The sequence below is a fragment of the Streptomyces sp. SP17BM10 genome (assembly GCF_036322405.1).
Taxonomy (GTDB): Bacteria; Actinomycetota; Actinomycetes; order Streptomycetales; family Streptomycetaceae; genus Kitasatospora.
Genome location: NZ_JAQYXB010000661.1, coordinates 173744 through 194770, shown reverse-complemented (window position 1 = coordinate 194770; position 21027 = coordinate 173744). Strand labels below are relative to the sequence as shown.

Sequence of the window (21027 nt, the reverse complement as noted above, 5' to 3'; positions counted from 1 at the left end):
CCGAGCCTGCTCGGCCTCGGCCCGCGCGCCGAACGCCGCCGCCGCGCCCTGCCCGCCGGGATACTGCGGCTGCCCACCATCGGCGTCGACATCGGCGGCACCAAGGTCGTCGCGGGCGTCGTGGACGGCGAGGGCAAGGTGCTGGAGAAGCTGCGCACCGACACCCCGCACAAGAGCAAGAGCCCCAAGGTCGTCGAGGACGTCATCGTCGAACTGGTGCTGGAGCTCGCCGATCGGCACGACGTCCACGCGGTCGGCGTCGGCGCCGCCGGCTGGGTGGACGCCGGCCGCTCCAAGGTGCTCTTCGCCCCCCACCTCAACTGGCGCAACGAGCCGCTCCAGCAGGCGCTCAGCGAACGGCTGCGCTTCCCGGTGATCGTCGAGAACGACGCCAACGCGGCGGCCTGGGCCGAGTGGCGCTTCGGCGCCGGGCGCGGCGAGGACCACATGGTGATGCTCACGCTGGGCACCGGCATCGGCGGGGCCGTCGTGCGCGACGGCTACGTCGACCGCGGCAAGTACGGGCTCGCGGGCGAGTTCGGGCACATGCAGGTGGTGCCCGGCGGCCACCGGTGCCCGTGCGGCAACCGGGGGTGCTGGGAGCAGTACTCCTCCGGCAACGCGCTGGTGCGCGACGCGCGCGAGCTCGTCGCGGAGGAGTCGCCGGTCGTGCAGCCGCTGCTGGCCCTGGCCGGTGGGACCGTCGACGGCATCACCGGCCCGCTGGTCACCGAGGCCGCGCAGGCCGGCGACCCGACGGCGACCGAGCTGCTCTACGAGGTCGGCACCTGGCTGGGCGTGGGCATCGCCAACCTGGCCGCGGCCCTCGACCCGGGCCGGTTCGTCATCGGCGGCGGCGTCTCCGAGGCCGGCGACCTCCTGCTCGGCCCCGCCCGGGACACCTTCCGCCGCACCCTCACCGGCCGCGGCTTCCGCCCCGAGGCCGCCATCGTCCACGCGGCCCTCGGCAACGAGGCCGGCCTGGTCGGCGCCGCCGACCTCGCCCGCCAGGTCGCGCGCCGCTTCCGCACGATCAAGCGCCGCCGGGTCGAGCGCAGCGCGTCGTAGGAGGCGGAACGAGGGAGCGAGGGAGCGAGGGAACGAGGGAACGAGGGGGCGGGCAGGGCGGGAGAGCGAGGAAGCGGGCGAGGCGGTAGCCGGGCGGGGGCGGCGAACAACTTTCAGCGAACAGATAACAGACGACAGATTTCGTTTTCTGTCATCTGTTCGCCGTCGGTTGTCCGCCGTCCCCCGCCCGCGGGCTTCCGGCGCCCAGCCGCGCCGGGTGGTTGTCGGGATCACGCCTCCTGTGAAACAACGGAGTTGACGTCGACTCAGGAGGAATGGGATGAGGGCTCTGACCCGTCTCGCGCCACCGTTGTTGCTCGCGAGTGCTCTGGTGTGGTCCGCCGCCGGACCGGCCGGGGCGGTGGCGCCGCCGGCCCACGTGCCGGAGGCGGTCGGGTGGGGCGGGGCCGTGTCCACGGTGTCCGCGGAGGCCACCGCCGCCGGGATCGAGGTGCTGCGCAAGGGCGGGAACGCGGTGGACGCGGCCGTCGCCGCCGCCGCGGCCCTCGGCGTCACCGAGCCCTACTCGTCGGGCATCGGCGGCGGCGGGTACTTCGTCTACTACGACCACGCCACCGGCCGCGTGCACACCATCGACGGCCGCGAGAGCGCCGGCCGCACCGCCGACACCGCGCTCTTCCTGGAGGGCGGCAAGCCGCTCGCCTTCCCCGACGCCGTCACCAGCGGCCTGTCGGTCGGCGTCCCCGGCACCGCGGCCACCTGGGACGACGCGCTGAAGCAGTGGGGCACCCGCTCGCTCGCCGAGAACCTGCGGCCCGCCGAGCGGATCGCCGACGACGGCTTCGTCGTCAACGCCACCTTCCGCGGCATGACGCAGGACAACTACAGCCGATTCAAGGACTTCCCGGCGACGGCGAAGCTGTACCTGCCCGGCGGCAAGCTCCCCGAGGTCGGTTCCGTCCTGCGCAATCCCGATCTCGCCGCCACCTACCGGCAGTTGGGCAAGGAGGGCACCAAGGCGTTCTACCAGGGCGACATCGGCCGGGACGTCGTCGACACCCTCCGGCACCCGCCCGTCGACCCCGCCTCCGGCCGCAACGCCCGCCCCGGCAAGGTCGACACGGCCGACCTCGCCTCCTACGCGGTCCGCCGCCAGGCCCCGACGCACGTCGCCTACCGGGACTACGACGTCTACTCGATCGCCCCGTCCAGCTCCGGCGGCACCACCGTCGGCGAGGCCCTCGGCATTCTCGAGAACGGCGACGTCTCCGGCTACAGCAGCACGCAGTACTACCACCACTTCCTGGAGGCCTCCCGGATCGCCTTCGCCGATCGCAACCGCTGGGTCGGCGACCCGCGCTTCGCGGACGTGCCGACGAAGGAACTGCTCTCGCCCGACTACGCCGCCTCCCGGGCCTGCCTGATCAGTCCGGACAAGGCCCTGACCAGCCCGCTCGCCCCCGGCGACCCGTACGACCCGGCGGACCCGGCCGAGTGCGCGGCCGGCGGCCAGGCCGCCCCCGAGCCGTACGAGGGCCAGAACACCACGCACCTCACCGTGGCCGACCGCTGGGGCAACGTCGTCGCGTACACCCTGTCCATCGAGCAGACCGGCGGCAGCGGCATCACCGTCCCCGGCCGCGGCTTCCTGCTCAACAACGAGCTGACCGACTTCGACTTCGCCCCGCTCGCGGCCGGCGTGCCCGACCCCAACCTGCCCGGGCCCGGCAAGCGGCCGCGTTCCTCGATGTCGCCCACCATCGTGCTGCGCGACGGCGAGCCGCTGCTCGCCACCGGCAGCCCCGGTGGCGCGACCATCATCACCACCACCCTCCAGGTGCTCCTCGGCCGGCTCGACCGCGGCCTGAGCCTGGAGCAGGCCATCGCCGCGCCGCGCGCCAGCCAGCGAAACGCCGCCACCACCCAGGCCGAGCCGGGCTTCCTCGCGCTGCCCGAGCGGGCCGGGCTGGAGGCGCTCGGTCAGAGCTTCGGCCCGGTCGACGAGATCGGCGCCGCGACCGGCGTCGAACGGCTGCCGGACGGCCGCTGGGTGGCCGCGGCCGAACCCGTGCGGCGCGGCGGCGGCGCGGCAGCCGTGGTCCGGCCCGCGGGCTGACCCGCGGTCCGGGCCAGGGTCCGGGCAGTGGTCCGGGCTGCGCACCGGAGCCTGCCGGGATTGTCGGTAGCGGGCGGTATGTTCGGGGTGGGCGCTCCCAGCGGGTGCCCGCCCCGTCCGCCGTCCGTACGACCCGGGAAGGCCGCCCGCCGTGACCGTCCGCATCGCCACCTGGAACATCAACTCCGTCACCGCGCGGCTGCCCAAGCTCCTGGAGTGGCTGGAGAGCGCCAAGCCCGACGTGCTCTGCCTCCAGGAGCTCAAGTGCGCGGCCGACTCCTTCCCCTACGAGGAGGTCCGCGCGCTCGGCTACGAGACGGCCGCCCACGGCACCGGCCGGTGGAACGGCGTGGCGATCGTCTCCCGGCTCGGCCTCGACGACGTCGTGCGCGGCCTGCCCGGCCAGCCCGGCTACCTCGCCGATGACGCCCTGCTGCCCGATGTCGAGCCCCGCGCCATCGCCGCCACCTGCGGCCCGGTCCGGGTCTGGTCCGTCTACGTGCCCAACGGCCGCGAGGTCGACCACGCCCACTACCGCTACAAGCTGGAGTGGCTGGAGGCCCTGCGCAAGGCCTCCGCCGACGACGCCGCCGGGCCGCGCCCCTTCGCCGTCCTCGGGGACTTCAACATCGCCCCGACCGACGAGGACGTGTTCGACGTCGCCGCCTTCGAGGGCCTCACCCACGTCACCCCGCCGGAGCGGGCCGCGCTGACGGCCCTCCACGAGGCCGGCCTGCAGGACGTCGTGCCGCGCCCGCTCAAGTACGACCGCCCCTACACCTACTGGGACTACCGCCAGCTGGCGTTCCCGAAGAACCGGGGCATGCGCATCGACCTCACCCTCGCCAACAAGGCCTTCGCCGACGCCGTCACCGACAGCTACGTCGACCGCGAGGCGCGCAAGGGCAAGGGCACCTCGGACCACGCGCCGGTGGTCGTCGACCTGGACCTGTGATCCGGGCCCGGCGACGTCCGGCGACGACGCACAGCTACCGCCCGTAACCCGAACGGTCCTGCGCGGTGGCCGGCCGCCGAGGAGCTGCCTACTGTCGGTGAGTGACCGGGTGCGGTTGTTCGACCACGTGGACATGGGAGTCCCCGGCCGCGCCCGAGAATCCCGGAGGTTCCGGCATGCGCCCCACGCGTACGGCCGCCGCCGCCCTGATCGGCGCGACGGTACTGACCGGTCTGACGGCCCCCCTCGCGATCGCCAGGGACGGCGCGGCCTCGGTCAGCCCGTCCCAGGCCGCACCGGGCCAGACCGTGACGGTCACGGTCTCCTGCGAGAAGTCGGACAAGCCCGACGCCAAGACCATCACCGCCCACTCGGCGGCCTTCGAGGGCGGCCCGGCCACCCTCACCCTGGGCCCCGACGGCAAGCACAGCGGCTCCGCCCGCCTGGCCGGCCAGCACAGCGGGGACAGCAAGGTCGACGGCACCTGTCCCGACGGCGGCGCCTTCTCCACGTCGGTCACCGTCGCCACCGTCGCGGGCCCGGACAAGGGCCCCGACAAGGGCACCGACAAAGGCCTGGGCGACTGGGGCAAGGAGGCCGGGGAGTGGGCCGGTTCGCTAGGCCAGTCCGGCGCGGGGAACCAGCAGGTCGCCCCGCACGGTTCCGTCCACACCGGCCTCGGCGGCTCGGTCGCGAGCGACCCGGCCGAGCTGGCGGGCGGTCTGGCGCTCGTCGCCGGCGGCCTCGGCGGCTTCTGGCTGCTGCGCAGGCGCGGTGCCTGACGGCCCCTTTGCGTGCTTCCCGCTCGCATCCGCCGCGCCGCCGGACCGTGTCATCGGACCGGCGGCGCGGTGGTGTCCCGTAGCGCCGGGGGAGCGGAGGCCGGCCCGCTCCGGGCAGTTCCATCGGCCACGCGGCCGCGGCCGCGTGGCCGATGGAACTGCCTGAGCCCCCCCCGGGCGGGCTCAGGCCGCCCGCTCCTCGGCCTTCAGGGCGCCACTGGCCAGCAGGTACTGGGCGAGGACGTACGTCGCCATGATCCAGAACTGATGCCCCGGCAGCTCCCGCCACTTCGCCAGCTGGGTGGCGATCAGGGTGTCCGAGAGCAGGAACAGCGCCCCGCCCAGGCCGGTGCGCCAGCCCAGCCCCGCCGAGGTGACGGCGGTCGAGGCGAGCAGCAGGCTGTAGCCCGCCACCGGCACCCGGAGGTCCCCGAGGTCCGGCCAGAGCTGCCCGATCATGGCGGCCCACGCCCCCGCGTACGCGGCCGCCACCAGGAGGGCGCGCCTGCGGTCGGTGAGCGCGCCCTGGCGCACGAACATCGTGACGTAGCAGACGTGCGCCGCCGCGAAGGAGCCCATTCCGGCCAGGAACGCCGTGTCGTCCTTGAGCTGGAGCAGCACGTCCCCGCCCGCGCTCAGCAGCAGCGCCGGCGTCAGCAGCTTCGGTGCCTCCCGCTCCGCCGCGGTCGCCGCCGAGGCGCTGTGCGCGGCCAGCAGGGGCATCAGGGCGGGCTTGGTGGCGTTGCGCAGCACCGAGGAGCCGGAGAGGATCGCGCCCAGGTGTGCCGCCGAGGTGGCCGCGAAGCCGCCCAGCAGGCCGGTGGTCGAGCGCAGGCGCCCGCCGAGGACGGCTCGGGTGGTCGTACGGATGCTCATGCGGCTGCTGACCTCCGGGGACGGGGTGGGGAACGGGTGTCGCGCTCGAACCCTAGGCGACCGCCCGGAGCGGCGGTAGATCGGGTTACCGGTGCGTAACCCCGCCGGGGAGCGGCGGATGACGCCCCGGTGGGGGCGTGCGGGGACCACGGCTGCGGGGCGCGGGGGCCGTCGGCGGCGTAGCGGAGGGCTGGCGGCCACTTGGCCGGGATGTCCGCCCGGGGCCCGGTTGCTGCCTGCGGGTGACCCGGCCACCGTCTAGTCTGGTTCCCGACATGGAGCAGCAGGAGTACGCGGCCTCCGCCACCCGGGTGGCGGACGGCAGGCCGGACGGACGCACGGGCGGAACGGGGCGGGGGACCACCGACGCCGTCCTCGCCGTACCCGCCCCCGCCGCTGCGCCCGCCGCCTCCTGTGCATCCGTCACGCCGTCCGTCCCGGCGCCGGGCAGCAGGTCTGACGGTGCGGCGGGGCGGTTCCCGGCGGAGCGGGAGCTGTCGCCGGATCCGGGGCTGCTGCGGCTCGCGCACTGGTTCGCCGCCGCGAGCCCCGGCACCGCCGACGACCTGTGCACCGCGTCCTTCGGTCTCTACCCGGCCCGTCACTTCGGCGTTCCGGCCGACGCGTCCGCCGACGCCGACACCAGCTGGTGGCACGGCCCCACGGCGCACGCCGCCGCCGTGCGCCGGGTCCGCGAGGCCCGGCCGGTGCGCGGCCTGCGCCGTGCCCGCCGGGACGCCGCCGCGCTGCCGGTCGTGCGCTCGGACGCCAAGGCGGGTAAGCCCGGCAGGCACCGCAAGCCCGAGCGGACGCGGCCGCTGCCCGGAGGGCAGGATCGTTCCGTCCAGGAGCGTTCGGCTCAGGAGCAGGCGGGCCAGGAGTGTTCGGCCCAGGAACGTGCGGTCCAGGAGCATGCGGCCCAGGAGTGTTCGGCTCTGGGGCGGGAGGCCGAGGAGCGTGAACGCCGCATCGCCGCCCGGCTGCTGCTCGCCCACCCCCTCGTCACCGCCTCCGGTCCGCACGCCGACGGCTTCCCGCTGATCCGCCGTCACCGCGACTGGCTCACCGAGCGCTTCGACACCCTGCTCGGCTACCGCCTCGTCGTCGGCCCCTGGCACGCCCGCCTCTACAAGGCCGGCCTCGGCCCCGCCGCCGCCCGCCGTCTCCACCACCCCGGCACCGGCGCCCCGTTCACCCCCGCCGGCTACGCCCAGCTCGCCCTGGCGCTCGCGCTGCTCGTCGACGCCCCCGAGCAACTCCCGCACGGGCGGCTGCTCGAGGCCATGCGCGCCGCCGCGCCCGAGCTGCCCGCCGCGCCCGACGACCGCGCCATGGCCCTCGCCGTCCTCGCCGACTGGCAGGTGCTCGACGGCCTCCCGGACGATCCGGCCGCCGTCGACCGCTCCCACGTGCTCACCGTCGACCGCGAACTGGCCCGCGCCGTCCCCGCCGGCCCGCCCGTCCTCGCTGACGGCGCCGCCGACCTCGTCCGCCGCGCCGCCGACGCCGAACCCGCCACCGCCGTGCGCCGCCTGCTCGCCGAGACCCCCGCCGTCCTCGCCGCCGACCTCCCCGGCGAGCAGCGCGCCTGGCTGCGCGACCACCGGCTCAGCGGACCCGCCGCGCTCGGCGAATTCCTCGGCCTGGAGGCCGAGTTGAGGGCCGAAGGGGTCGCCCTGCTGGATCCGGCCGACGAGCTCACCGACCTCGCCCTGCCCGGCGCCGGCACCCTGCCGCAGGCCGCCCTGCTGCTCGTCGAGCGCCTCGTCGAGGAGGTCCGCCCGCTGCCCGGCGACCCGACCGACGGCGACGTGCCGATCCCCGACGCGCTGATAGACGGCGTCCTCGGCGACATCGCCGACGAGTACGGCCTTCCGGCCGGCTGGCGCCGCGACTACCTCGCCGACCGCACCGCGCTGCGCCGCGACGCCCTCGACCTCCTGCACCGCCTGGGCCTGATCACCCCCGCCCCGCACGCGACCCGGCCCCCGGCCTGGCTCCTGCGCCCCCCGGCCGCCCGCTACGCCCCCGCCCTGGACCTCCGCCCCTCCCCGGGCACGGGCCGCCACTCCCGCCGGGACGAGGGCGATTAGAGCTTTCCCTCCTGCAGCCCCTCCCGTCTGGAGGACCCCGCGCCACGGACATGCGAAAGCACCGCGCCTGTGGGGGGCGGTGCTGGTGGGGCGGTCGGGCTACTTGCCGGCGGTGGCGGTGGCGGTCATCGTCACGGTGTCGTGCCGGACGGTCTCCACGGTCGCGCCGACGCCGAAGGTGCCGAGGGCGATGGAGGCGAGGACGGCGGCGCAGGCGAGCAGGCGGCGGTGGCGCTGGGGGAGCGGGAAGCGCGGTTCCTGGTAGGTCGCCGAAGGGAAGGCGTTCATGTCACGGAGGGTGGCAGGACGGAATGAACGGTCGGTACGCACGGGTTAAGTCCGGACGGGGGTTGGACGACGGCCTGGGCGAATGCACCCCACCCTGCCTCGGGTGCGGTGTCGTAGCTGGTCAGGCGGGTGGTGTGCGGCCACGGTGGCCCGCGTCGGCGAGCGCCTCGCCGACCGCGACGCGCACCGCGTCCCGCAGTCCGTGGGCCGGGTGGAAGCGGGACGGACCGGCGGCCGGGTCCTCCCGCAGCTCCTGCACCAGGGACACACGGAGCAGCAGCATCACGACGACGAACGGCAGCGCCACGAGGATCGTGGCGTTCTGCAGGGCGGTGAGCCCGCCCGCGAGCAGCAGCGCGGCGGCGACGCCGCCCATGAGCACGCCCCACACCACGACCGGCCACGTGCGCGGGTGCAGCGAGCCCCGGCTGGACAGCGAGCCGAGGACCAGGGCGGCGCCGACCCCGAACACCGCCCGGTCGACGGGGGCGCGGCGGGTTCGTCCGGGCCCTTGCGGCGGGCCTCGGACTGCGGCGGCTGGCTGCTCATCGGGCGTACCTCCCGTACCTCGCGGGGCGGACCGGTGCGGCGGCATGGCGGGGATTCGGCCGCATGTCGCACTATGTCCAGTTCGCGCCGCGAGGGCGGGGAGGGCGCGCCGGGCAGGCGGCGCGAGGGGACTCGCGTCCCGTCACGCCGCCCCCGTGGCAGGTCAGGCCGCGTACTCGCGCGTCGGGGTGTGCGCGGTGGCGAGGTACCGGGCGAGGGCCTGGCGGCTGCGGGTCAGCTCGTCGATGCGCGAGTCGATGTCGGCGAGTTCGCCGCGCAGCGTGGTGAGGAGGTCCGGGCAGGCCTCCAGGGCCGGGATCGGGCCGGTGGCGCAGGGGAGGATCTCGGCGATGACGCGCGTGGACAGGCCGGCCGCGAGCAGGCTGCGGATCTGCCGGACCCGGACGGTGTCGGCCTCGGCGTACTCGCGGTAGCCGGCGGCCGAGCGGGCCGGTTCGAGCAGGCCCTGCTCCTCGTAGTAGCGGAGCAGGCGGGTGGACACCCCGGTCAGGCGGGACACTTCTCCGATGCGCATGACCGGGCGAACGTCCCGTCAGCGGGCGGTGTTCCCCGGCGCGGCTCACGCGCCGACGGCGTCCAGTTCCTCGAGGAAGTCGAGCACCACGGAACGCAGTTCGGGCAGGCGCTCGATCACGGGGAGGTGGCCGGAGGGGATCTCGGCGAGGCGGGCGCCGGGGATGCCGTCGGCGAGGAGACGGTGCTGGCCGGGCGGCACGAGCTGGTCCTCGGTGGTGCTGACGACCAGGGCCGGCACGGCTATCGCGGCGAGCTCGGCGCGGACGTCGGCCCGGCCCGCCAGCCGGAACTGCTGCCGGAAGCCCTGCGGGACGGGCGAGTCGAGCGACTCCCGCAGGAACGCGAGGTCGTCGGGGGAGAGCGCGTCGATCCACGTCCCGCCGAGCACGACGGTGAGCATCAGGCGGGTCAGGTCCGCCGGGCGGTCGGCGAGGTCGACGGCGAGGTCGGCCAGCAGCCGCAGCCGCGCCGAGCCGCCGGCCACGCCCGCGAGGAGCAGCAGCGAGCGGACCCGCCCGGGATGGCGGGTGGCGGCCCGGACGGCGACGGCGGCGCCGAGCGAGTAGCCGGCCAGGTCGAAGGTGCCGAGGCCCTCCTCGTCGGCGGTCGCCACGAGCCGGTCGGCGAGGTCGTCGAGGGTGGGCTCGCCGGCCTCGTACGGGGTGTCGCCGGAGCCGGGATAGTCGGGGGCGACGACGGTGCGGCGGTCGGCGAGGTCGGCCAGCAGCGGGCCCCAGTTGTCCCGGGCGCTGCCGCCGGCGCCGTGGGCGAGCAGCAGGCCGGGGCCGGTGCCGCGGACGATCCGGGCGAGCGGGGGGAAGGTGGTGGACGCCATCGTGGGTGCTCCTGTCGGTGGGTGGGGCCGCGGCTCGTCCGTACGGTAGGTGTTCACACCGGTGAGAAGGTCAAGCCCTCCGGCCGTCTTACGGGCGGCCGGGCGTGCCCGTACCATCCGGAGCGTGACGGAACGGTGGCACACGGTGCCTTCCGTCCGGAGGGAAGGAGCCCGCCCATGGCCGACGACGTCCATGCGCCCGCCCGCGCGGCGGTCACGCCGCCCGTTGACGAGTTCGTCCACGTGCCAGGGATCGTCAAGCCGCTGCCCGCGGCCTGGTTCGTGCCGCACGACACCAATGCCGAGATGCGCTGGGACGCGCTGCGCGACGCGGACGGCGGGGCGGCGATCGGCCGGCACGTCCCGGTGGAACGGTTCTTCGTCCGCAACCACACCCGCACCCCGCTGATCGACCCCGGCGCGTGGCGGCTGCGGCTGTTCGGCACCGGCCTGCGCGGCTCCCCGTCCGCCGACCGGCCGGTCGAGTTCTCCCTCGACGACCTGCGCGCCCTGCCCCGCACCCGGATCAGCGCCCTGATCGAGTGCGCCGGCAACGGCCGCGGCTACTACGCGAGCCGCCAGCACCAGCGCGTCCCGGGCACGCCCTGGGCGCTCGGCGGCGTCGGCTCCGCGAGCTGGTACGGCGTCCGGCTCGCGGACGTGCTGCGCGAGGCCGGGCTCGGCCCCGGCGCGGTCGACCTGCTGCCGGCCGGGCTCGACCCGCACTACGTCCTCGACGGCGTCGACCACGGCCCGGTGCGCCGACCGCTGCCGCTCGCCAAGGCCCTGGACGACGTGCTGCTCGCCTACGGGATGAACGGCGAACCGCTGACCCCCGACCACGGCGCACCGGCCCGCCTGGTCGTGCCCGGCTGGGTGGGCATCGCCTCGATCAAGTGGCTCGGCTCGATCGAGGTCGCCGACCGACCGCTGTCCTCGCCGTGGAACACCGACTTCTACCGGATGTTCGGCCCCGGCCACCCGCCCGGCGGCAGCGCCCCGCTGACCCGGCAGGTGCCGAAGTGCGCCTTCGAGCTCGCCGAGGGCGCCGTGCTGGCGGCCGGGCGCACCCACCGGCTGCACGGTCGCTCGTGGTCCGGCGGGGCCGCGGTGCTCCGGGTGGAGGTGAGCGACGACGGCGGGCGGACGTGGCGGCGCGCCGACCTGCACGACGAGCCGCGCGCCCGCGACTGGACGCGCTGGAGCATCGCCTGGCGCCCCGCGCGGCCCGGCCGCCACGAGCTGCTCGCGCGCGCCACGGACCGCCGGGGCGGCACCCAGCCGCGCTCGGCGGAGTTCAACCGGGAGGGCTACCTGTTCGGCGCGGTGGTGGCCCACCCGGTGACGGTGGTCGCGGCAGGGGCGTCCGGGGGAGGCCCGGTCTAGGCGGCGGCCCGCCTAGGCCGTGGTCGGGACCGCCGCGGTCTGGACCGCCGTGCCCGGTGCGGCACCGGTCTGGACCGCGGTCTGGAGCGCGGCCTGGACCTCGTAGGGCGCCGGGTAGGGCGTCTCGTACGGGGCCAGGACCAGCCGCACCACGTCCTCCAGGCGCCGCCTGGCGTCCCCGAGCGTCGTGCGGCCGGTCACCCACGCGGTCAGCTCGCCCTGCCAGGCGTGGCCCACGATGTGCCGCACGAGGTCGCTCGCGGCCCCCGGCACCTCGCCCATCAGCGCCTGGAGGGCGGCGCTGTCGGCCCGGGCCATGCCCTGCAGCGCCTCGCTGGCGAAGGGGTCGGTGGACGCGGCGACGGCCACCCGCAGCCGCGCCAGCTCCGGCTGCCGCTGGTAGGCGCGCATCCCGCCGCGGACGAACCGCACCGCCCGGTCCGTGGCCCCCAGGCCGGCGCGTGGTCCGCGCAGCTCGGCCACCAGGTCCGCCAGCAGCAGGCGGTGCCACTCGGCGATCGCCGCCGCCAGGAGGTGGTCCTTGGAGGAGAAGTAGCGGTACGCCGTCCCCAGGGCGACTCCGGACCGCTCGCAGACCTGCTTCATCTGCAGCCGCTCGACGCCGATCTCGTTCACCAGGGCGAGCGCCGCCGCGATCAGGCTTTCGCGGCGTTCGAGCTGACGCGGAGACATCGCCTCCACCGGCCGTGGTGACAGGTCAACCTTGGTCACCCGCACCATGATACGGGCCGGGGCCGCTCAGGAGTATGACGCCGACCGGCCCCCTTCCGTCCGTCGGGCGGTCGCCGGGGTGCCGGGGAGGCACCGAGCGGGGCGGTGCCGGGCGTCGGACCGGGCCCGGATCAGCGCCGTTCGCGGATCAGCGCCTCCTGCACGGCCGAGGCGACGAGCCGCCCGTCCCGGTCGTAGAACTCGCCGAGCGACAGGCCCCGGCCGTCCGAGGAGGACGGGCTGCGCTGGGCGAACAGCAGCCACTCGTCGGCCCGGAACGGGCGGTGGAACCACATCGCGTGGTCGAGCGAGGCCATCAGCAGCCGGGGCGGCTCGATGCGCCGGAAGAAGTTCGGCTGCACCTGCAGTCCGGCCGTGGACGCGAGGGTGAGGTCGGACAGGTAGGTGAGCGCGCAGGTGTGCAGGAGCGGATCGCCGTCCGGCAGCGGGGAGCCGGTGCGCAGCCAGACGAACTGCTGCGGCATCCCCGGGACGGCCTCCGGCAGGCCGGGCGCGTCGTCCGGGACGAAGCGCAGTTCGAGCTCGCGGAAGCCCTCGGTGCGGGCGAGGGCCTCGCGGGCGGCCGGCTCCCAGAGCGAGAACGCGTCCGGCAGGCCGTCGGGGCCGGGCACGGGGGGCATCGGGCGGTGGCGGTCGGCGGCCGGCTCGGGGCGCTTGAAGGACGCGGAGAGCGTGAAGATCGCGTTCTCGTTCTGCACCGCCGTGACGCGCCTGGTGGTGTAGGACATGCCGTCGCGGACCCGGTCGACCTCGTAGCGGATCGGCTCGGTCGGGTCGCCGGGCAGCAGGAAGTAGCTGTGCAGCGAGTGCACCGCGCGTTCGCCGTCGCAGGTGCGTCCGGCGGCGGTCAGCGCCTGCGCGGCGACCTGTCCGCCGAACGCGCGCATCGGTGCCCCGGCGTGGCAGCGGCCCCGGAACGTGTTCTCGTCCAGCCGCTCGATCTCCAGCAGCGCGGCGAAGGAACCGGCCGGGGCTCCGGCTCGTCTCGCCTGTTCGGTCAGGTCGGTCACGGGCCCATAGTGGCAGATGCCAACCGGTGGTGGTGTGACGTGGGTAACCATCCGGGGGGCGAAACGTATGTAGAACCTGTTCCAGTAGCCCAGCGGGCCGGTAATTGTCAGTGCCCTCACCTAGCGTGCTCGGCATGACGCAATCCGCACACGCGTACGCCTATCTGCGGCCCTCCGCCGTCCTCGGCCCGGACGCCGCGGGTGCCGCCCGGCGGCTCGACCTGGCCACCTCGGGCGGGGCCACGCCGCTCGGCGAGGCGGCCAACCCGCGGTTCTTCGCGGGCTTCCTCGCCGACCCGGTGCCGGCCGCCGCCGCGCTGCTCGCCGTCGCGGACGTCGCCGCCGCCCGCTACTACCAGCCGCGGCTGCGCGCCTCGCTCGACCCGGTGGTCACCGCCAACGGGGACCGGCTGCGCTTCGAGTCCTTCTCCGGCTGCTGCGGCGTCTACGCCCGGCTCGACGTGCTGGAGGCCGGGCTCGACGGCGACGACATCGGCCACGGCACCACCAACGTGGACGTCAACAACCCGCTGCGCGAGGCCCTCACCCGGATCGGCCCGGCCGAGCCGCTGCACCTCGCGGTCGGGCCGGACGCGCTGGAGGTCACCACCTTCGACGGTCCGGTCGTGGAGAAGAAGGTGCCGCTGCCCGAGCGCTGGCTGCGTGGCTTCGCCGAGACGCAGGTCACCGCGGCCGGCTTCGACCTGCGGGCCGAGCTGCCCGCCGCCGAGGCGGTGCGATTCCTGCGCTCGCTGCCGCGCGGCGGGCGCAGCAGCGTCGGATGGGTCGTCCCGGCCGGGCGCACCCTGCGGCCGACCACCCGGCCGGCGCCGGGAGCGGTCTGCCTGCCCGGCCCGGAGCGGCTGGTCGCGCTGGGGCGGGTGCTGCGGCACGCGCTCGCGCTGCGGGTGTACGGGCCGGTGGCCGGCGCGGCCCCGGCCGCTCCGGCGGCCTCCGCGTGGGAGGTCGTGCTGCCGGGCATGCGACTGACGCTGACGCTCTCCCCGGACGCCTCGCGCGGCTTCTCCGGCGAGGGCGGCGTGCTCGGGGCCCTGGCCACCGGCACCGTGGAGCGGGACGCCGAGCTCGTGTCCGTCCTGCTCGCGTGGGAGCCGCGGATCGAGGTCGCCGACCTCGCCGAGCAGTCCGGGCTCACCCCGGAGCGGGTGCGGGCCGCGCTGACCAGGCTCGGCACCGCCGGGCAGATCGGCTACGACACCGCCGAGGCCGCCCACTTCCACCGGCAGCTGCCCTACGACGCCGGGCGGGCCGAGGCGGCGAACCCGCGGCTGCGGGCCGCGCGGGCGCTCGTCGCGGCGGGCGCGGTGCGTTTGGAGGAGCGCGGTGCGACGGCCGTGGTCACGGTGGACGACCACGTCCAGCGGGTGCGGACGGACGAAGCGGGCCGGGTGAGCTGCACCTGTCCGTGGTGGGCGAAGTACCGCGGCGGGCGCGGGCCGTGCAAGCACGCGCTCGCGGTGGGGATCGTCCGGGACGGCAAGGAGGCCGGGGCATGAGCGTGGTGGCATCGGCGTCTTCGGAGGACGCGGTGACGGGGTCCTCGGCGGACGGTGTCGGCGAGTTGCTGGCGGCCGTCCGGAGCGGGGCGGTGGGGGCGGTGCCCGCGCTGGTCGCCGCGCTGGACCCGGCGCAGCGGCGCGCCTGCGTACCCGGGCTGAAGGAGCAGCGCCGGGAGATCCGGGGCGAGTGGTCGAACCTCGCGAACGCGCGGGCCGCCGCCCTGCTGGTCGCCGGGGCCGGCTGCCACGCGGGCCCGGCCGGGGCGGCCACCTGGATCGGCGGGCGGGACTTCGGCGGGCGCAGCGGCACGCTGCCCCGGGAGCTGGCCGTGGTCGTCGCGGCGCAGCCGGTGGAGTGGCAGGTCGAGGTGGCCGCGCGGCTGGCCGAGCGGGCGGTGCCGAGCTGGGGCTGGTCGCTCCACCCGGTGGTCGAGGCCGTGGTGCGGCGCACCGGGTGCGCGGTGCCGCGCAGCGAGCCGTTCGTGCGGGAGTGGCTGAACGGCCGGATCGGTCGCACCGGCGCGCGCCCGACGCTCGCGCAGGAGCTGCGCGTCGATGCCTTCACCCCGGTGCTGATACCGAAGGTCTTCGAACTCGACGACGTCGGGCAGCTGTTGTCCTGGCGGCTCAGCGACCGGCCGGGGGACGTGTTCCCGGAGGCCCTCGCGGAGCTCGCCTCGTCCGGGGTGCTGCAGCGGGCCGAGGTGCTCGACCGCTGCCTGGCCCGGCTGCTGCGCGGCGGGCGGCCCGCCGACCAGCGGCTCTTCGCCGAGGTGCTGCGCGCCCTCGCGCCCGCGCCCGAGGAGTTCGCGGCTCGCGCGCGGGACTTGGTGGCGATGCTGGACGGCCTGGCGGTCATCGCCGGGTACGCGCAGGAGGTGCTGGCCGGGCTGGACGAGGCCGGGCTGATCGAGCCCGAACTGCTGGGCGAGGCCTCGGCGGTGGTGCTGTTCCGGGCCGAGAAGAAGCTGGTGCGCGCCCAGTTGGGGTGGCTGGACGGGGCGGCCCGGCGCTCACCGGAGCGGGCGGGCACGGTGGTGCTCGCCGCGTCCGGGGCGTTCGGGCACCCCGACGCGGGCCTCCAGGAGCGGGCGTTGAACCTGGTGGCCCGTCACCTCAAGGCGGCCGGGAGCGCGGTGCTGCCCGAACTCCTCTTCGCCGCCGAGGGGTTGAACCCCGTCCACCATCCGAAGGCGGGCGAGCTGTTCGGCGCGCCGGTCGGCGGGGACGACCCGGACACCGGGTGGAACGAGCTGCTGCCGCCCGTTCCCGAGCCGGTGGCGCTCGGGGTGCCGATCGCCTCGGCCGCCGAGGTCGCGGAGGAGCTGTCCGCGCTGCTCGCGTCCCCGGCGCCCGAGGTCGTGGTGTTCGAGCGCGTCCTGGACGGGCTCGTGCGGCACGCGTGCGAGGACCGGGCCGCGCTCGTCGGGGCGCTGGAGCCGGTCCTGCGGGTGCACGGGTGGAACGGCGTCGGGCGCTGGCAGGACTGCGGCCCGCAGGACGTCCTCTACGTCGCGACGGCGGCGGCCGGCCGGACGCCGCCGCACCGGCTCCGGGACTTCCTCGGCGGCAAGGGCCGCTCCCCGCTGCGCGGCGAGCACACCACGTCGCACGGCCGGGTGCTCGCCGCCCGGCTGGAGGAGGCGGCGTGGCAGGTGACCGCGAACCGGCCGCCGTACCTGCTGGCCACGCCCACCGACGCGACCGGCGCGCTGGAGGCGGCGGTGCTGGTCGAGCGGCTGGCCGGGTACGCGGCGGCGGGCGTCACGCCGGGCCAGGCGGACCTCTGCTCGGCGCTGCTGCGGGTCGGTCCGGCCGGCGTCGGCGTGCTCCGGGCGGCGGAGGCGGTGCCCACGCCCGCCGGGCGGTGGGTGGCGCAGTGGCTGCGCGGCGGTGGAGTGCCCGCCCAGCCGTCGGAGCGGGTGGTCTTCGCACCGGGGCGGGGCGCGAGGAGCTCGCACCGCTACGGCGAGCGCTGGTGGGAGGACCTGCACCGCGTCGCCGTCGCCCAGCCGGGCCTCGGGGCCGGGCCGCAGGGGCCGGCGGGCGAGCGGCTCGCGGGCGAATTCCGGGCGCTGCTGGAGGGTACGGAGCCGAGCGTGGCGCGGGTCCGGGCGCAGCGGCAGTGGCTGTGGATGCCGACGGCGCACTGGGCGGCGATGCTGCCGTGGCACCGGGAGGAGCTGGCGGCGCGCTGGCTCGACCGGTTCGCCGCGGTGGCCGACCTCGACGAGCGCGGAGCCGGGGCGGTGCTGCCGGTGCTGGCCGAGGGCGGTGGGCGGGCGGGGCTCGCCCTGCACCTGGTCGTCGGGTACGGGCTCGGCGCCCGGCACACCGAGGACCGGACGGCGGCGGTCGACGCGCTGCTCGTGCTGGCGGCCCGCGGCGACCTCGACGGTGCGCTCCTCGGGCGGGAGCTGGGTGCGCTGGTGGAGTGCGGTGCGGTGAAGCCGACCCGGCTCGCCTCGGCGCTCGGCCTCGCGGCCGGGACGGGGGCGTACGGGACGGTGTGGTCGGTGCTCGGCGCCGCGCTGCCCGTCCTGCTGGCAGGGGACCAGGGCGTGCGCGGCCTCGGGGACCTCGTCGCGCTGGCCGCCGACTGCGCCCGCCGGACGGGGGCGCGCGGCCCGATCGCCGAGGTGACGGCCGCGGCGACGAAGGGCGGTTCGGGCCGGGTGGTGAAGGAGGCCCGAGCGCTGCGGGACGTCCTGGGGGAGTAGGGCGGACGGGTGACGGATGACAGCTGACAGGGAACAGCTGACGGATAACAGATAACAGATTTCAGCGAACAGATTTTGAAATCTGTTCGTTGAAACCCGTCTCCCGCACCACCACCGGGTCGACGCTCCCGCGCGCCGCCGCCGCGACGGCCCGCCACCACAGCCGCAGCGCCGGCGGGTTCACCGGTTCGAACGGCTTGCCGGGGCGGGGCACCGCGAGGTGGGCGCCGAGCGCGTGGGCGGCCGTGACCACCCGCTCGGCCGGCTCCTCCCACGGGTGCAGCGCGAGGTTGAACGTGCACCAGTGGATCGGCAGCAGCAGCTCACCGCCCAGGTCCAGGTGCGCCCGCACGCCCTCCTCGGGCGTCATGTGGACCTCGGGCCAGAAGTCGCTGTACGCCCCGACCTGCATCATCGTCGCGTCGAACGGCCCGAGCCGGCGCCCGATCTCGGCGAAGCCGGGGAAGTAGCCGGTGTCCCCGCTGTGGAAGATCCGGTGTCCGCCGCCGGCGATCACCCAGGACGCCCACAGGAACAGCGCGCTCGTGCGCGGCCCCCGGCTGCAGTAGTGCCGGGCGGGCGTGGCCGTCAGCGTCAGCCCCGCCACCTCGGCCGACTCCCACCAGTCCAGCTCGACGATCCGCGCGGCCGGCACCCCCCAGTGCTCCAGGTGCGCGCCCACCCCGAGCGGCACGGCGAACACCGCGCCTGTCCCGTTGAGCGCGCGGACCGTCGCCATGTCGAGGTGGTCGTAGTGGTCGTGCGAGACCACCACCACGTCCACCGGTCCGAGTTCGGCGAGCGGTAGCGGCACCGGGTGCAGCCGCTTGGGGCCCGTCCAGGCGAACGGGGAGCACCGTTCGCCCCAGACCGGGTCGATCAGCACCCGGCGTCCGCCGATCTCGGCGAGGACGGTCGCGTGCCCGAGCCAGGTGAGCCGCAGCCCGGACTCCGGCGGCTCGGCGAGGTCGGAGGGCAGGAGTCGGTGGACCGGCACGGCGGCGGCCGGCGCGCGGCGGGTCTTGTCGCCGGACAGCTGCGCGAGGGTGATCTCCAGCGGACTGCGTTCGTACACCAGCCGGCGGGTGGGCAGCGGGTTGCGGAAGGAGCCGTCGGCGAACTGCGGGGAGCGGAGGATGCGGGCCAGCCGTTCGCCGCGTGGGTCGGCCCCGAAGGCCTCGGCCCGCACGCGGTGCCAGGCCGCGCGGGGCAGTGCGGCGAGGCCGGATCCCGGGCCGGGCGCCGGCCGCGTGGGCGCGGGAGCGAGCTGGGACGTCAGACCGGCGAGGCGGGAGAACCAGGGGGCAGGGCGGGGCACGGCTCCTCCAGGGACGGTCACGGCTACCGGGCATGCCGGGGGCGCGCTGCGGGGCGGGCCGGGTGCGGCCCCCGGCGGTGCGACAACCATCTCGTCGGAGATTACGCCCCGTGAGCCGTCCGGACCTGGTGGAGACGCCCGTGCGGGCCAATCGGAGTACGGGCCCGCCCGCGGCGACAGGCCCGTCCGCGGCGACGGGCCCGTCCCCGGCCGCGGGTCAGGCGTAGAAGCGGGTGATCGTCTCCGCGACGCAGTGCGGCTTGGCGCTCTCCGCGCTGGTGATCGTGAAGCGGACGACCGCCTGGACCCCGCCCGGCACCTCGGTGGCCGACACGAGCTCCGCGGTGGCCCGGATCGCGGTGCCCACCGGTACGGGCGCCGGGAAGCGGACCTTCTCCGACCCGTAGTTGAGCGCCATCCGCACCCCCTCGACGCTGTAGCACTCCTTCGCGAGCACCGGGATCATCGACTGCGTCAGGTACCCGTGCGCGATCGTCGAGCCGAACTGGCTCTCCTTGGCCCGCTGCGGGTCCACGTGGATCCACTGGTGGTCGCCGGTCGCCTCGGCGAACAGGTCGATCCGCCGCTGATCGATCGTGTGCCACTGGCTGGTGCCCAGCTCGGTGCCGACGGCGGCGGTGAGGTCGGCGAGGGAGGCGAAGTTCGTCACGGTCGCTCCTGGAGGGGGACGGGCCGCAGCCCGGTGATCAGGACGTCGGCAGGGTATGCCTACTCCCCGGTACCTGTCAGGAGCGGGTCCCGCACCTCTTCCCGTTTTCCCCGACGACCGCGGAACTCCCCGGCCGGCGCCTCACGACCACAGCACGCCGCGTCCGGCCGGGAGCAGCCGGCGCCCGCTCACCAGCTCCGGCACCAGCGCGAAGTACATCGGCTCCGGGTCCCCCACCCACGGCCGCAGTCCGGAGCGCAGCGCCCGCCGCACCTGCTCGGGGTCGCCGACGGCGTTCGCCCGCCCGTGCACCAGCACGCTCCACCCGGTGCGGGTGACCGGGTCCAGGAGGTCCGCCTGGAACGCCACCACGGTGCCGTCGAGCCCGCGCGCGGTCGCACTCCCCCGGCGCACGGCGAGCAGCAGCCGCCCCTCCACGACCTCGAAGGAAACCGGCAGGACCGCGGGCAGCGCGTGCTCGGTGTACACCACGCGCCCGACGGGCACGGTGCTGAGCAGCCGCAGGCACTCGGTCTCGCTCAGGGTCTCCACACGGTCGTCGGGCTCCATGCGTCCGATCGTCCTCCGGTCGCCGCGCGGGCCGATAGGGCCCATGGTCCCGGAGCGGAGGGGTCGGGAGCCCCGTCGGCGACGGCCGGGGGCGGTAGCCTGCCCGGCGGGCGGCCCCGGGTGCGCCGGGGCCGGCGAGGAGGGGGCGTGCGGATGGTCGGCGGGGTGGATCTGGTGGTGATCGGGGCCGACGGCGGCCCCGACAAGGCCTTCGGCGGGTCGGCGCACGCGCCGGACGGTGCCCGCCTGCTCGCCGGGGACCTGCCCGGGATGTGCTTCGACGCCGGCGCGGGGGGCTGCCGGGTCACGGCCGTCGCGCCGGACGCGGACGCCAACGCGATGCTCACCGCCGTCCGTTCGGCCGCGCAGCACCCCGGTCGCTGGCTGGTGGTCTGCCTGCTCGGCCAGCTGGTCGCCGACCCGCGCGGGCGCCGGCTCGCGCTGGTCACGGCCGGCAGCACCGCCGACAACGCCTACCGCCGCGGCCTCGCCTGGGACTGGGTGGTCAGCGCGATGGTGCACGGCGCCCACGAGGAGGCGCTGCTGCTCGTCGATGCCGTCGCCGACCGGGACACCTGGGCGGCGCTCGAACGCGGGGCCGACGCCCGTTCCGGCCAGGAGGGCGCGGGCGAGCTGCTGAGCTACTCCCGCGTCCCGCTCTGGGGCCGGATCGGCCGCTACGTCCCCGGTAGACGCGGCCGGGACGCCGTCCTGCCCGGGGGTGAGGGATCGTTCAGCCACGCCCTCACCACCGTGCTACGCCAGGGCCTGCCGGGGGCGCCGGCCGCCGTCGGGCCGCTGGACCTCCAGCCCGCCGTCGCCGCGCTCGCGGACGCCGCGCAACCGGCCGGAAGTTCGGGTGCGCCGGGCGCGCGCCTGCTCGTTCCGCCGCAGGGCGGGCGCCTCTTGATGCGCAATCGGGCGGCCGTGCGGGGCGCATTGGCCGGATTGTCGCTTTCCGAAGAACTGTTGGCCGTCCTGTGGCGCGAAAGTGCCCCGACGGATCCGCCTTCCGCGTAA

18 protein-coding genes and 1 pseudogene are annotated in these 21027 nt (G+C 76.0%); 9 read left to right on the top strand and 10 right to left on the bottom strand.

Features of this window, described 5'->3' with window-relative positions:
• Positions 1-6: 6 nt before the first annotated feature.
• The 4 genes from PUR71_RS31575 (at position 7) to PUR71_RS31560 (ending at position 4882) form a co-directional block, all read left to right on the top strand.
• A complete protein-coding gene (locus PUR71_RS31575) occupies positions 7-1068 on the top strand; it encodes an ROK family glucokinase (RefSeq protein ID WP_329930878.1) in 1062 nt (353 codons plus the stop codon).
• 280 nt (positions 1069-1348) lie between these two features.
• On the top strand, positions 1349-3145 hold the full coding sequence (gene ggt / locus PUR71_RS31570) for a gamma-glutamyltransferase (RefSeq protein WP_329930589.1): 1797 nt from the start codon (positions 1349-1351) through the stop codon (positions 3143-3145).
• A 151-nt stretch (positions 3146-3296) separates the two neighbouring features.
• Positions 3297-4100, top strand: a complete 804-nt coding sequence (locus PUR71_RS31565; RefSeq protein WP_329930588.1) for an exodeoxyribonuclease III — start codon at positions 3297-3299, stop codon at positions 4098-4100.
• A 176-nt stretch (positions 4101-4276) separates the two neighbouring features.
• Positions 4277-4882 (top strand): hypothetical protein, encoded by a 606-nt coding sequence (locus tag PUR71_RS31560; RefSeq protein ID WP_329930587.1) that lies wholly within the window; start codon positions 4277-4279, stop codon positions 4880-4882.
• A gap of 183 nt (positions 4883-5065) precedes the next feature.
• On the opposite strand, the gene PUR71_RS31555 is transcribed toward PUR71_RS31560, so the two are convergent.
• Positions 5066-5758: a lysoplasmalogenase gene (locus PUR71_RS31555; RefSeq protein WP_329930586.1), complete on the bottom strand. Its 693-nt coding sequence runs from the start codon at positions 5756-5758 to the stop codon at positions 5066-5068.
• 275 nt (positions 5759-6033) lie between these two features.
• Here PUR71_RS31555 and PUR71_RS31550 point away from each other — a divergent pair, with 275 nt between their 5' ends.
• Positions 6034-7851, top strand: a complete 1818-nt coding sequence (locus PUR71_RS31550; RefSeq protein WP_329930585.1) for a DUF2398 family protein — start codon at positions 6034-6036, stop codon at positions 7849-7851.
• Positions 7852-7950: 99 nt separating this feature from the next.
• Here PUR71_RS31550 and PUR71_RS31545 read toward each other — a convergent pair whose 3' ends face one another.
• The 4 genes and pseudogenes from PUR71_RS31545 to PUR71_RS31530 form a co-directional block, all read right to left on the bottom strand.
• Entirely contained in the window at positions 7951-8139 is a 189-nt protein-coding gene (locus PUR71_RS31545) for a hypothetical protein (RefSeq protein WP_329930584.1), read from the bottom strand.
• A 121-nt stretch (positions 8140-8260) separates the two neighbouring features.
• A pseudogene (locus PUR71_RS31540) lies at positions 8261-8596 on the bottom strand (BCCT family transporter); the annotation flags it as partial.
• 255 nt (positions 8597-8851) lie between these two features.
• Positions 8852-9223, bottom strand: coding sequence for a MerR family transcriptional regulator (locus tag PUR71_RS31535; RefSeq protein ID WP_329930583.1), 372 nt, complete (start codon positions 9221-9223; stop codon positions 8852-8854).
• A gap of 45 nt (positions 9224-9268) precedes the next feature.
• The gene (locus PUR71_RS31530) at positions 9269-10060 is read right to left on the bottom strand and encodes an alpha/beta fold hydrolase (RefSeq protein WP_329930582.1); all 792 of its coding nucleotides are present in this window, start codon (positions 10058-10060) and stop codon (positions 9269-9271) included.
• 135 nt (positions 10061-10195) lie between these two features.
• Between PUR71_RS31530 and PUR71_RS31525 the strand changes: the two genes are divergently transcribed.
• Positions 10196-11446: a sulfite oxidase gene (locus tag PUR71_RS31525; RefSeq protein WP_443077635.1), complete on the top strand. Its 1251-nt coding sequence runs from the start codon at positions 10196-10198 to the stop codon at positions 11444-11446.
• Positions 11447-11458: 12 nt separating this feature from the next.
• On the opposite strand, the gene PUR71_RS31520 is transcribed toward PUR71_RS31525, so the two are convergent.
• The gene (locus PUR71_RS31520; RefSeq protein WP_329930580.1) at positions 11459-12178 is read right to left on the bottom strand and encodes a TetR/AcrR family transcriptional regulator; all 720 of its coding nucleotides are present in this window, start codon (positions 12176-12178) and stop codon (positions 11459-11461) included.
• 131 nt (positions 12179-12309) lie between these two features.
• Positions 12310-13209 carry an acyl-CoA thioesterase gene (locus tag PUR71_RS31515; RefSeq protein ID WP_329930579.1) on the bottom strand — a complete coding sequence of 300 codons (900 nt, stop codon included), beginning with the start codon at positions 13207-13209 and terminating at the stop codon, positions 12310-12312.
• 134 nt (positions 13210-13343) lie between these two features.
• Here PUR71_RS31515 and PUR71_RS31510 point away from each other — a divergent pair, with 134 nt between their 5' ends.
• Both PUR71_RS31510 and PUR71_RS31505 read left to right on the top strand, forming a co-directional pair.
• The gene (locus PUR71_RS31510; protein WP_329930578.1) at positions 13344-14726 is read left to right on the top strand and encodes an SWIM zinc finger family protein; all 1383 of its coding nucleotides are present in this window, start codon (positions 13344-13346) and stop codon (positions 14724-14726) included.
• Positions 14723-17449, top strand: coding sequence for a DUF6493 family protein (locus PUR71_RS31505; protein WP_329930577.1), 2727 nt, complete (start codon positions 14723-14725; stop codon positions 17447-17449). Before PUR71_RS31510 ends, PUR71_RS31505 begins: the two co-directional genes overlap by 4 nt.
• A gap of 61 nt (positions 17450-17510) precedes the next feature.
• Here the strand turns inward: PUR71_RS31505 and PUR71_RS31500 are convergent, their stop codons facing one another.
• From PUR71_RS31500 to PUR71_RS31490, 3 genes are all read right to left on the bottom strand, one after another.
• A complete protein-coding gene (locus PUR71_RS31500; protein ID WP_329930877.1) occupies positions 17511-18662 on the bottom strand; it encodes an MBL fold metallo-hydrolase in 1152 nt (383 codons plus the stop codon).
• A 322-nt stretch (positions 18663-18984) separates the two neighbouring features.
• Entirely contained in the window at positions 18985-19437 is a 453-nt protein-coding gene (locus PUR71_RS31495; protein WP_329930576.1) for a MaoC family dehydratase, read from the bottom strand.
• Positions 19438-19578: 141 nt separating this feature from the next.
• The gene (locus PUR71_RS31490; protein ID WP_329930575.1) at positions 19579-20007 is read right to left on the bottom strand and encodes a pyridoxamine 5'-phosphate oxidase family protein; all 429 of its coding nucleotides are present in this window, start codon (positions 20005-20007) and stop codon (positions 19579-19581) included.
• 147 nt (positions 20008-20154) lie between these two features.
• Here PUR71_RS31490 and PUR71_RS31485 point away from each other — a divergent pair, with 147 nt between their 5' ends.
• A complete protein-coding gene (locus PUR71_RS31485; RefSeq protein ID WP_329930574.1) occupies positions 20155-21027 on the top strand; it encodes a hypothetical protein in 873 nt (290 codons plus the stop codon).